The 12,048-nt window shown below is 40.2% G+C and carries 10 protein-coding genes; 7 read left to right on the forward strand and 3 right to left on the reverse strand.

Features of this window, described 5'->3' with window-relative positions; genetic code table 11:
- Positions 1–109 precede the first annotated feature (109 nt).
- Positions 110–877, forward strand: coding sequence for a tetratricopeptide repeat protein (locus KO534_RS20620; RefSeq protein ID WP_215932847.1), 768 nt, complete (start codon positions 110–112; stop codon positions 875–877).
- A gap of 222 nt (positions 878–1,099) precedes the next feature.
- Positions 1,100–1,894, forward strand: a complete 795-nt coding sequence (locus KO534_RS20625; protein ID WP_252732324.1) for a DUF2989 domain-containing protein — start codon at positions 1,100–1,102, stop codon at positions 1,892–1,894.
- Positions 1,895–2,078: 184 nt separating this feature from the next.
- Here KO534_RS20625 and KO534_RS20630 read toward each other — a convergent pair whose 3' ends face one another.
- Both KO534_RS20630 and KO534_RS20635 read right to left on the reverse strand, forming a co-directional pair.
- A complete protein-coding gene (locus KO534_RS20630) occupies positions 2,079–2,897 on the reverse strand; it encodes a substrate-binding periplasmic protein (protein ID WP_215932850.1) in 819 nt (272 codons plus the stop codon).
- Between the two features lie 467 nt (positions 2,898–3,364).
- Positions 3,365–3,661, reverse strand: coding sequence for a GIY-YIG nuclease family protein (locus KO534_RS20635; protein ID WP_436836596.1), 297 nt, complete (start codon positions 3,659–3,661; stop codon positions 3,365–3,367).
- 351 nt (positions 3,662–4,012) lie between these two features.
- On the opposite strand from KO534_RS20635, the gene KO534_RS20640 reads away from it, so the two are divergent.
- Positions 4,013–5,443 carry a TonB-dependent receptor gene (locus tag KO534_RS20640; RefSeq protein WP_215932852.1) on the forward strand — a complete coding sequence of 477 codons (1,431 nt, stop codon included), beginning with the start codon at positions 4,013–4,015 and terminating at the stop codon, positions 5,441–5,443.
- Positions 5,444–5,523: 80 nt separating this feature from the next.
- On the opposite strand, the gene KO534_RS20645 is transcribed toward KO534_RS20640, so the two are convergent.
- Positions 5,524–7,935, reverse strand: a complete 2,412-nt coding sequence (locus tag KO534_RS20645; RefSeq protein WP_215932864.1) for a zinc-dependent metalloprotease — start codon at positions 7,933–7,935, stop codon at positions 5,524–5,526.
- Positions 7,936–8,201: 266 nt separating this feature from the next.
- Here KO534_RS20645 and KO534_RS20650 point away from each other — a divergent pair, with 266 nt between their 5' ends.
- From KO534_RS20650 to KO534_RS20665, 4 genes are all read left to right on the forward strand, one after another.
- On the forward strand, positions 8,202–9,869 hold the full coding sequence (locus KO534_RS20650) for an ABC transporter ATP-binding protein (RefSeq protein ID WP_215932854.1): 1,668 nt from the start codon (positions 8,202–8,204) through the stop codon (positions 9,867–9,869).
- A gap of 29 nt (positions 9,870–9,898) precedes the next feature.
- Positions 9,899–10,165, forward strand: coding sequence for a PqqD family protein (locus KO534_RS20655; RefSeq protein ID WP_215932856.1), 267 nt, complete (start codon positions 9,899–9,901; stop codon positions 10,163–10,165).
- A 94-nt stretch (positions 10,166–10,259) separates the two neighbouring features.
- Positions 10,260–10,640, forward strand: a complete 381-nt coding sequence (locus KO534_RS20660) for a lasso peptide biosynthesis B2 protein (protein ID WP_215932857.1) — start codon at positions 10,260–10,262, stop codon at positions 10,638–10,640.
- A gap of 633 nt (positions 10,641–11,273) precedes the next feature.
- Positions 11,274–11,561, forward strand: a complete 288-nt coding sequence (locus tag KO534_RS20665) for a GIY-YIG nuclease family protein (protein WP_215932858.1) — start codon at positions 11,274–11,276, stop codon at positions 11,559–11,561.
- The last annotated feature ends 487 nt before the right edge of the window (positions 11,562–12,048 follow it).

Here is a 12,048-nt window from a genome sequence, read left to right on the forward strand (position 1 = left end):
ATCGCATAAAAAACACTCTAATCATTGTTACCGTTAAACGCGTTGAAAAAGTCAGCTTCGCAAAATGCGGGCAATTAACAATTAAGCAAACATTCTCTAGGAGGAGATTATGCTTAAATTAAACACTTTTTCTGAACAACTAAAACACGTGACTCGGTCTGTCCAGACTGTCAAATTGAGCACTGGGTTATTAATTTTTGCTCTACCTTTGTATATCAATGCCCAAGAGGCCACTCCCCCAAAAAGTGACGAAACAAAGTCTGATACAACTGAACGAATTGAAGTGACAGCCGCATATGGTGATGCTGCGTTACAAGCATTTAATTCTGGCAATTTTGAACTCGCAGAAGTTGAATTTAAGAAAAATGCCAAGTGTGCATTGCGAGCAGAACGTAACAAAAGGGCTGGTATCGATGGGCTTATTAACAGCCAAATCAATCAAAATATGCTGGCCAACCAAACATCCAATAGTTCAGGTCAATATAGTCAAACCAGTTCTGGTAATGTATCTGCTTCATCTATTTCCAACTCAGGCCGTAGCAATGAAGATCCCAATGAGCAATTAAGAAAGAGTACCTGCACTAATCGAGGCTTCCAACTATACATGATGGGCATGTCGCAAATTCAACTGGGCCGACCTGAAGAAGCTGAGAAAAACTTTAATACCGCAGTAGTGTTGAACAAGAACCTGTACGACGCTCATCATCGTTTGGCGCTTATGAAATTGCTTCGAGAGGATGTTGAAGGAGCAGAAGACGAACTTTCCTCCATTAAAAATATGCTCAATCGCTGTTACGACTGCGACGCTCGCGACAAAATTTTAGCTCGTGTCGATTTTCTTGAAAAAGCCTTGTCTGGGGAAATTAAACTTAGGTAATTATTTGTGAAGTAGGAGCTGGACTGTAAAACTTCAGCTCCTACTTACAATTAAACGTTTTAATGACACATTATCTTTTATTGTTGCTTTAGTTGATACAATGCTGTGACTTTCACCATTGCTTACAACATTGATAACGCCTATTCTTCTATAATCTAATCATCCTCATTCTGTAAAATCATAATGCGTCAAATCCTATTATTTTCTATCTGTATAATTTTAATGTCTTGCTCCAAGGATGAAACTGGGGAAGTAACCGGCTCAGCAGTGATGTTATGTACCGATGCCGAGAATAAGAAAATATGTGATTTAACCCACGATGGTGCTTTATGCGGTTTACCCCGCGCCGATACGATTCGAGCCTTGATTAATCAACAACGTATCCCAACTGTGAAAAATGCCTATATTGCACTAACCGTTCTCGATAAGTACAAAGCCTGCTTAGAAAATGTTGTTTTAGCACAAAGCTCGATTCAAAAATCTGACGAGATATCGCGCTTTTCTACTATTGCTAACATACCTAAGTTTCAAGATAGAATTGTCAAAGAAACCAAAGGAGTTAGACCCGAAATTAACTTATGGCTTTACCAAAAAACCGGCAATGCCGACTATTGGGAATCAATGGTCAACGGCGTAGATATGGCCGTTGATGTTCATCAAGATGTCTACACGGTCATGATGGCAAAAGCGGCAACACGAAGTATGGATGAGGCCAGAGAAATAGCAGACTTGTTACTCGACCGAACCGAGTTTTTAAATGATCTCGCCCCCGAAGTGTTTGAGTTTTATATAATGTTTAACTTAAAAAACGAAAATAATTTTAAAGCTGCAGTCTGGCATGGCCTTTACACAGAATACATCAAAGAAAACCCCGGTATAAATACTAGATACTTCAAATTTCACCGCAAGATGGCAAGCTCAACCTTAGACAAAGCACAAAATCTGGTGGACAGCATTGTATTTGATACCAATTGGAAAGGAGTAAAAGTAAAGGAGCTCAGAAACGCCCTTATTTAACTTCGTTACAATTGTTTAAGCGGTATGAAGCGAGGATTATTTATATCAAGGATCAGCAATTTCCGCTATTGAGTTGTATATCGTGAAGAAACATAAAAAGTTGACGAACCTAATAACTGAACTGCCCCCCAATTAAGTTTCATATCAATTTAAATTTTATTCTAATAAATGGAAAAAAGCATGACTAAAAGAGGTATTTATTGAATATTTTGTCGTAACTTCCATCTTCTTTCATTGACGCTAGTACATGATTAAATTCTGCAATGGCCTTACTGAAGTCTCGTTTATTTGTGAATGCAAGGTAGCTTGGGATGGCTTCTATATCAGGAGATAACTGCCTTATTTTTGCACTCGCTCCTAGTGATTTCGCTGTACTAAGTGCAACATGTCGATAAGAGGGAATTAAATCAACACGACCTGCCAACAACTTTTTAACGTTGCTTTGAGAACTCTGCGCTTGACTCACCCAATTAAACACTCCCGCTTCTAGTGCCGAATCTAATCTAGGGCCATAGCTAGTTTGATTGATAATGCTAATCGACTTATTTGCCAATTTACGAAGATCACCGTCGAAACTAATACTAGAGTCAGAAGTCACAAAAAATGCTTGTACTTGTGTTATGAGCACTTCGTCGGTGTAACTTAAGAAAGTCATTCTCTCAGGTGTTTTGTATACAGAAAATATTCCATCAACGCTGCCGTTTTTGACCTCTCTAAGACACCTAGCCCAAGGCATAAGCAAGATTTCTATAGTGTGACCTGACCGCGAAAATACTTCGGTTATTACATCAACCAATATACCTCTCTTTTTTTGATTGGATAGGTATGAGGTAGGATTACTTTTTTCGGCTGCCGCAAAAACAAATTTGGCTGCCGAAACCTTATTTGAAATCAAAATCAAAATTAAGAACAATGACAGAAAATAAAACCAATACCCATTTAATTGAGGGAATAGTCTAGATGGCTGTGCATAATAAGAAATATTACTTGAATCGACATGCATATTTTTGAACCTGATATGGAGCTCCAACTAGGCCAGTCATTGGCGTTTTAGCATCAAGCCATGATATTTAGAGCATATAATAATGTGTAGCGCACTAACAGCCGCAATATTTGCGCGGATTTTCAAATCTCCGCTCAAGAATCCATCTAGTACGCTTACTCTAAATAACCCCATTTAAAAACACAATCAAAGAACAAGGCATTTAGTGATTATTTGTTTTTTGACCTGCAGCGCAGCAAAGTTTAAAAATTTTTAACCCCTTTTTCCTTTGTGGTTCGTTACTCACATGAACCAACGGAGAAAATCTATGCACATTCTACCAGCGCACACTGCACAACACTTTAACCTGAATAAATATCTAGTCATTGCTCTATTTGCCATCACTATTACATTGACGTTATTTTACCTCCCCGTCATCCTTGCGAAGGCAAGGACCTCCCAAACAGCATACAAAACTCAACCCTAACTCAACCTATCAAATCAAAGTACAAATCTTTCCAACGAGGGTTCATCTCGTTAATAAGCCGATTTTTCCAATCTCGTTTCCAAACCTTTAATCTTTTTTCACGAGTGATAGCATTTTCCATATCTTCAAAGCACTCGAAATAAACCAACTTATCGAGGTTATACTGAGCGCTAAAACCCTTTACCAATTTATTTTTATGTTGGTAAATACGTTTAATCAAATTACTGGTAACACCAATATATAAGGTTGTATTGTAACGGTTTGTTATGATGTAAACACTTGGCTGTTTCATTGTCATTGAATTCCTTTTCAACTGAGCACTTTAAATACAATATTAGACGAGCAGGATGGCTTTGCGTATTGTCTAACGTGTTGGAGATCCTTGCCTTCGCAAGGATGACGTGGGGAGGTGTCAAATTTCCTTTGCAGAGAATTAGTTTTTCTAATTTATTCTGCATCTTCACTGTATTTTTCAGAGTTAATCTACCTGCTGCCTGCCCCTTCTTTTACCATTTAACCTTTCATTAACCTTTTCGTCATATTATTCAATGAATTAGTCGCTGCTATGATGAAAATTTAGATTAATGCCGTGACGAAAAAAGGCTACAATAGTGGTATTCGTTCATTGCCCGCTTCTTTAGGAGAAATCATGGATAAAAATATCAAATCTCGTAACAGTGTCAGTTCCCGTACCACGTCTCAAAAAGCCTTACGTTTAAATCTTGATGAGAAAAAATACGGCACCATTGTCGAAATAGGTGCAGGACAAGAAGTTGCCAGACAATTTTTCTTAGCGGGTGCAGCGGCGGGTACAATTGCCAAAACCATGTCAGCCTATGATATGAAGTTTTCTGATGCCATTTACGGCGTACAAGAAGATGGTCGTTATGTCAGTCGCGCCCGAGTAAAGGCGATGATGGAACAAGAGTTTGATCTAGTGGTAGATCGAGTCGGTGATATACGTTCCAGATCATCTCGTTATTTTGCCTATGCGGCTACCGTAGCAGCCAAAAGCTTTAATCGAAAAAACGAATGCCACGCTTGGTGTGGAATTCGAGTGCAAATGTATCCAGGAGCCAAACCTTCTAACATCACAGTACATGTCAGGATGCTTGATGATAATGCTGAGGCACAACAACAAGCGCTAGGCGTACTTGGCGTTAACCTTATTTACGCCGCCTACCACTATTTTGAGAACCCTAAACAAATTATTGATTCGTTAACTGATGGCATGAAAGCGAATCGAATTGAAATTGATTCAATTGAGTTTGAAGGCCCGTATTTTGAAGATATAGACAATCGCACCAAGAACATTCACCTCATCCGTAGTTGGAAAACTCGTGCCATCATGTTTAGACCAGACGGCAGTGTGGCAGTACCGGCCGAGATGTTATACAAGAAGAATATCCTTACCATTCGAGGCTCATTCCGCCCCGTTACTAAATTAAATGTGGATATGATCGAACAAGGGCAAAATTCCTTTTCTACCTTGGCTGGTGTCGAACCCAACAACACCATTGCCATAGCCGAAATATCCCTAAATGACGTGCACGGTAACGACGCAAAAGTGCCAGAGAGTGACATTGTGGCCAGAGTGCAATTACTCAACTCACTGGGTTACAACGTAATGGTCTCGGATTACACTCGATACTTCTCACTCAGAGCTTACTTCCGTCAATTTACACAATTACAAATTGGCATCGTAATGGGTATGGTCAACGTAAAACAGATATTCGATGAAAACTTCTACAGAGGTGTTGAAGGCGGTATTTTAGAAGGTTTTGGTAAGTTATTTCCTGATAACACCCGATTATTTATTTACCCAGAAATGAATGAAGAAGGCCAAGTAACTGAATTTACTGACGTAAAAGTACCGGAACATTTACGCTTTCTGTACCGCCATTTATTAGAAAATGGTTTCCTTCACGGAATTGAATGTAGCGACCCTGCTTTGTTTAATATTTATTCGCGAAAGATCCTTAAGCAACTCACCAGTGGTCAAGGCGAGTGGCAAGACAGCCTACCTGAAGGCATTGCCGATGAAATTATCAAACATAAATTCTTCGGATATCGCGGCTAAAGCGTCTAGATCTAAAAAGGGCATAAACCCTTAGTTTATGCCCTTCTATCTTCTATCTACTATCTACTATCAATTGTTTTCTAAATAGGTGATCCCGGTGGTAAAGGTTTTACCTTAATGTGAGATTTCCATTCGCCTAGTCGCCAATATTGCTCTAATTGCCGGGCCATAACCGCGTTGTGAGCGTTGCGTTTATTGTTTTTGAACCACTTATGTAATTCAACCAAATTTGTTTCTATTTCACCCCGCACTTCAGGCGCTAAGTTTGGTTGTTGCATAGCATTCACCACCTGATCTAATACTAAATAATTCACTCGGTTGCTCAGCTGAGGATAGATTTTGTCGGTGCCATGTTTGATGGTTTGTTTAAACAGGCGATCCAATAAATAACCTAAATCGGGTGCATCTTTAAGTTGTTGTTTTTGTTGTACTAAACGATTAAGGCGCTCAGCTTTTAACAACAAATTAAGGCTATAAGCTGCTGCTGATTCTGCGGCGCTAATAGGATCAAACGTGAGTCCGGTGCGCCCTTTAAAACTTTCTCGGTTGCGGTATTCGCCGTAAGCTTTGGGGGTGATCAATTGTGTCAACGCAGCGGGAATGCTCAAAAACTCAGAATTTAGAGTCTCTAACATGGCTGTCACGGCTTGTTTTTGCTGTTTTGCAGCAATCACCTGAACTCCGTTAGCCTTGGGGTAATCTCCTTTTAACTCGTATTCGTAATTCACGCCACCAATCACTTTTGCAACGGCGTCTAGTTGATAACGATGTAGTAAATAAATAGGCGCAAAGGTTTCTTCTAACGAAGACAATGTGGCACCAGACTGAATCGTTTTAAGGCCAAAGTTAACCATGGCGACTTTACGCACTTCGCTGATCCGTTTTAATTCACTGACCGCATCCGCGCCGTTATCCCAAAGATGTCCTTCTACATTGGCGGCATGGGATGGACGGGCATCTGGATCAGATTGGTACCTATAGCCTTTTTCTCTAGCTGAAGTAACTAGTTGCTCTAGCCCCTGTTGTTCTTTGTTATCGTCGCTGTAAGTTTGATACCCATAGGCCACTACATATTTATCCCACTCACCCATTCCCACATCGTAAGCATTATCTAAACTAATTTTGCCATCCTGAATACTCACTAAAGGGTGGGGATAATCCATAACTGATTCACGGCCATATTCGCTAGCGGCAAAGTTGTGGGCAATACCTAAGGTGTGCCCCACTTCATGGGCTGAAAGCTGACGAATACGCGCTAATGCCATAGCTTTTTGTTTAGACGTGTCCACTTGTTCATCGGATTTACCATCCGCACTAAAAGGGCTAGTTAAGCCCAAAGCGATCAAATAGTCTTGCCTTACCCGCAATGAACCCAAAGTAACGTGCCCTTTGATGATTTCACCCGTACGAGGGTCGATAACAGAAGAGCCGTAAGACCAACCTCGTGTGGCGCGATGCACCCACTGAATCACGTTATATCGTACATCCATAGGATCCGCGTCTTCAGGTAACACTTTAACTTGAAAGGCATTTTTGTAACCGATAGCACTGAACGCTTGATCCCACCACAACGCACCATCTTTTAAAGCACTCATCACTGGCTCAGGAATACCTGGGTCGAGATAATATACAATAGGGTCAACAGCTTCACTCACGCTGGCATTAGGCTGTTTTTTACTTAAACGATGCCTAGGAATAAACTGCTTGCTCATGCTGTCTTCAATGGGCACTGAATAATCTTGATAGCCCACAGACCAAAAACCTGAAAAAGGTACAAACTTTCTGGGTTGATATTCGGAATCTGGTAACTTCACCAACGAATGATGCAAATGCACCGAAATACTAATGGGATCGGGGGTCACTTGATTCACGTATTGCCCAGGGTTTGAACCACCAAAGGTCACTAAGGCTTCTAATTCAGTATTATTTGGAAAGGCTTTACTACGTTTTAAATACACCCCACTTCTTTTCGCATCGGGTCGATAACTGCCTTGATTCGAACCTGATAAACGTTGCGATATTTGGTGAATATCTGAGAGTAAGAAGTCGGTGTAATCGATCACCACCACATCATCATCACTAGCCACGACAGAAAACCCAGCAATCACAGAGTCGGCGAAAGCTTCATCAATACTTGCTTGTTCTGCTAGGTTAGAAGAGCTGGCTCGGTATTGGGTATTTAGTTGTTTTAACAACACTTTATTACCAAAGCGTTCAAACTTAACGAGTCGTGTATCCCCCAATTGGCCACGATCTAAGCCAATATCATTGGAGCCTATGCCTTGAGGCAAACTGCTTTGAAAAAGAAAGGGTTGATCTAGTTTGTCAATTTTAAGGAAAACTTTATCTTGTTGTATTTGATAATAAAAATCATAAAAGCCGCTGTGCTGCGACATACCTTTAGTGAAGTCGGCAACACTCACTTGTTTATTCGCATCGGCTGCGACACACAAAATAGGGATGAATAAAAGCCAAAGTAAAACGATCCGCATCACAACAAATTTCCTAATTTCAAATGAGTATGAAACAACATTAACCAGAATTGATTCTAAAAAGAAGAGCAACTCTAAAAATATAAAAGAATTGATAAAATTAGTGCGACTCAAATTTATTATTGCCTAGAAAACAAGGTAAGATAAAAACCTATTGTGGTTCTTTTTCAAATTGGGACTCAACTTAGTACGCTCCTAAGCATATGAATTTAATAGCAACAAAGTTGAAATACACTGTATTTTAAGTAAATGGATTGACCACTTTTATGTTTAACTCCCTTAGATTTGAATATGCCATCAAACTATTCAAAGAACATAAAATAGCTTTTGGCTATGTGGTTTTTTTGATGCTTTGTGAAACTGCGGTAAGCTTAAGCGTGCCGTTTTTTGCGGGTAAATACTCAGAGTATTTTATCACTAGCTCTTCGGTTATAAATGAAACCCACATTTATATATTACTGATGTGGTTGGCTTTATTTGGATTGCATGCCTTTTTACGATTTTTATCTACCTATAAAGTTAGCTTAATAGGTGCACGGTTAATGGCGGATCTTAGCTGCCGCCTTTACGACCACATTCAAATGTTACCCATGCAGTATTTTAAAGAAAATAAACGCGGCGATGTGTTGTCTATGCTCAGTAATGACTTAGCGGTTATCAGCTATTTTGCTTCAAGTGTACTCACCAATCTGGTGCCTAGTATTTTAGTGTTAACCGGTGCTTCAATATTGATGTTTAGAATTGAGCCCACAGTCGCGCTATTGATTATTATATTTGTGCCAGTGATTTTTATTGTGTTGAAACTGGTGAGTCGCGGGATTTTGCCTATTTCTAGAGCGTTAATTCAGCGACAAGCCGATACTATGGCAATTGCCAGCGAAAACATTGGAGCAATGTCTCTAATAAAAGCCTTTAACCGCGAAACGTTAGAATCGAGTAAATTCAAGGACATCACCACAGAAACACTGCAACTTCGCAGTCAGCAACTTAAACTTCAGGCATTGTTATCACCATTAGTGCAATTTTTAGCTTCTATCGCAGTATTGATAGTAGTAGTGCTCAGTTTTATGCGTTTTCAGTCGGGCAACATAAGTATTCCCGATCTAGTTAGTCTGATGTTATATGGCTTGGTTTTTACTCGGCCGTTAGGCTCTTTAGCGGGTTTGTATGGCCAGATACAACAAGTTATTGGTGCCTCAGATAGATTACTGACATTTTATCATCTTGAATCAGAGCCGAGCCCATCTGCGGGTTTAGAATTAACAACAGACAAAGCCGATATTGTTTTTAATAACGTCACTTTTGCGTATAAAAACAAACCTGCGGTGTTTGAATCTTTATCTTTTGAGTTAGCAGATAGACAAACCATGCTGCTGTATGGCGAAAACGGTGGTGGCAAAACCACACTCATGCACTTATTAATGAAATTTCATGAGCCCAGTGAAGGTCAAATTTTAATTGGTAACCAAGATATCGCATTGTTCAATAACTCTTCGGTTAGAGCGACTATTGCTTTGGTATCTCAGGACGTATTATTGTGTAATGGTTCCATCACCGACAACATCACCTATGGAGTCGTCGACCCAAGTCCCGAAAAGTTGAAATTGGCATGTAAAGCATCTGGAGTAGATAGATTGATACAAAACTTGCCTCAGGGGTATCAAACAATTGTGGGAGAAGGTGGCGTGTTATTGTCTGGCGGTCAAAAACAAAGAGTATCCTTAGCCCGGGCACTACTGTTGCAGCCACGCATCTTGCTGCTTGACGAACCCACCTCTATGCTAGACGAGTTTTCTCGGCACTCTTTCAAGAGTGAGTTTAAACAATTATTCAGTGACTATACTGTGATCGTTATTTCTCACGATCCTGCATTAAGCGATGTTGCCGACCATGTGTATAAACTGGATAATGGTGTTCTGCTGCGAGAAAAATAAGTAACTGAATTAATATAAAGGAACTGAAAATGAATATTGCGTTAAAAGAAGGACTGTTAATTCAAAAAGTAGTGGACGAAATCGTCATACTTGAGCCAGAAAGTGGCGATTACTACACGCTTAATGAAATGGGTGCAATAATGCTTGAGCAACTGCAGCAAGGGCAATCTGTAGACGAAATAACCGTAAAAATTAGCCAAGCATTCGATGTCAAGGAAACAGCAGTCAAACAAGACTTTACTCACTTGTTAACTGAACTTCAAAAACACGGGCTAGCACACCATCAAGCTACTTAAACTCTTAACTAAGTTTTGGCGAATACCTCACTCAAACAAAGTGATTGCCCTCAAGGCTTGGTACCTATTTATATACTGGGATATATTGATTTCAGTGGTGCCGTACAAATATTGGAAAAATAAGCTATTCAAAAGTAGCCATACATTTACTGACGGCACCATTGCAGATGTTATATCTATCACCCAACTAATCGAAAAAGTCGCGCGAAATCACTTTGTTAAAATCAACTGCTTGAGAAGATGTGCAGTACAAAAACAACTACTAACAAAACTAGGCTTCGCGCCCCAACTAGTATTTGGCGTAAAGAAACAGCAAGACAATTTGTCCGTACCAGTTTCCGCACACTTTTACGCACATTGCTGGTTAACCTTCAACGGCCAAATCATTAACGACTCAAAAGAAGAAACCAACCAATACGTAACACTCCATAACCACGATAAAGAGCAAAATCAAATACTCAAGAGCTTCAAATAGCCTCAAGGAAACAAGTAGATTCCCACTTAAAACATGTGGGAATGACGGATAATAGATTCCTGCTAACAACATGCAGGAATGACGGGAGTTAGTTTTTAGCCTGTCATTCCGGTCCAACCGCAGCCTCACCACTGTCATTCCGGTCCAACCGAAGCCAAACCACTGTCATTCCGGCAGTCTTTTAAGCCGGAATCGGTTTTTTCAAAGGGTAAAACAAAAGAATGGATTCCCGCTAACAGCACGCGGGAATGACAGATAGTAGATTCCTGCTAACAGCATGCAGGAATGACGGGAGTTAGTTCTTAGCCTGTCATTCCGGTCCAACCGCAGCCTCACCTCTGTCATTTCGGTCCAACCGCAACCACAGCTCTGTCATTCCGGCAGTCTTTTAAGCCGGAATCGGTTTTTTCAAAAGGCAAAACAAAAGAATGGATTCCCGCTAAAAACATGCGTGAATGGCGAAGGTTAGGTTCCTGCTAAAAGCATGCTGGAGAGACAGATAATAGATTCCAGCAAACAGCAGCGAGAATGACGAGTCGTATGGTTTACATAAACGACAACTTATTTGTCAAACAGCATAGAAATACTCTATACATATTAAATTAAAAAATTATCCCAAAAGAATGGACTCTCATGAAACAGCCCGCTGTTTACATTCTCACAAATAAAAAATACGGCACTTTATATATAGGTGTCACAAGTGCATTAGTGAAACGGATTTGGCAGCACAAAAACAACATTGTTGAAGGGTTTACCGCTAAATATCAATTACATAATTTGGTCTATTTCGAAATTCACACCGATATGTACACTGCAATTAGTCGAGAAAAACAGCTGAAAAAATGGAGACGAAGTTGGAAAATAGATCTAATTGAAAAAGAAAATATAAATTGGAACGACTTGTATCCTACGTTACTTTGACTATGTGGTGATGAGTAAAAAATAGATTCCCGCTAACAACATGCGGGAATGACAGATGGTAGATTCCTGCTAACCGCATGCAGGAATGACGGGAGTTAGTTCTTAGCCTGTCATTCCGGTCCAACCGCAACCACACCTCTGTCATTCCGGCAGTCTTTAAGCCGGAATCGGTTATTTCAAAGGGTAAAACAAAAGAATGGATTCCCGCTAACAACATGCGGGAATGACAGATGGTAGATTCCTGCTAACAGCATGCAGGAATGACAGAAAGTAGATTCCTGCTAACAGCATGCAGGAATGACAGGAGTTAGTTCTTAGCCTGTCATTCCGGTCCAGCCGAAGCCTCACCACTGTCATTCCGGCAGTCTTTAAGCCGGAATCGGTTATTTCAAAGGGTAAGACAAAAGAATGGATTCCTTCTAACAGCATGCGGGAATGACGGATAATAGATTCCTGCTAACAGCATGCGGGAATGACGGATAATAGA

Origin of the sequence: Paraglaciecola arctica (assembly GCF_018861065.1) — a bacterium.
Taxonomy (GTDB): domain Bacteria; phylum Pseudomonadota; class Gammaproteobacteria; order Enterobacterales; family Alteromonadaceae; genus Paraglaciecola; species Paraglaciecola arctica_B.

What these genes read in the sequence shown, in the direction of transcription:
- KO534_RS20640 (WP_215932852.1), top strand. Translation starts at nt 4,013, where the DNA reads ATGGATAAAAATATCAAATCTCGTAACAGTGTCAGTTCCCGTACCACG.
- KO534_RS20625 (WP_252732324.1), top strand. Translation starts at nt 1,100, where the DNA reads ATGTCTTGCTCCAAGGATGAAACTGGGGAAGTAACCGGCTCAGCAGTG.
- KO534_RS20650 (WP_215932854.1), top strand. Translation starts at nt 8,202, where the DNA reads ATGTTTAACTCCCTTAGATTTGAATATGCCATCAAACTATTCAAAGAA.
- KO534_RS20645 (WP_215932864.1), bottom strand. Translation starts at nt 7,935, where the DNA reads ATGCGGATCGTTTTACTTTGGCTTTTATTCATCCCTATTTTGTGTGTC.
- KO534_RS20635 (WP_436836596.1), bottom strand. Translation starts at nt 3,661, where the DNA reads ATGACAATGAAACAGCCAAGTGTTTACATCATAACAAACCGTTACAAT.
- KO534_RS20655 (WP_215932856.1), top strand. Translation starts at nt 9,899, where the DNA reads ATGAATATTGCGTTAAAAGAAGGACTGTTAATTCAAAAAGTAGTGGAC.
- KO534_RS20630 (WP_215932850.1), bottom strand. Translation starts at nt 2,897, where the DNA reads ATGCATGTCGATTCAAGTAATATTTCTTATTATGCACAGCCATCTAGA.
- KO534_RS20620 (WP_215932847.1), top strand. Translation starts at nt 110, where the DNA reads ATGCTTAAATTAAACACTTTTTCTGAACAACTAAAACACGTGACTCGG.
- KO534_RS20665 (WP_215932858.1), top strand. Translation starts at nt 11,274, where the DNA reads ATGAAACAGCCCGCTGTTTACATTCTCACAAATAAAAAATACGGCACT.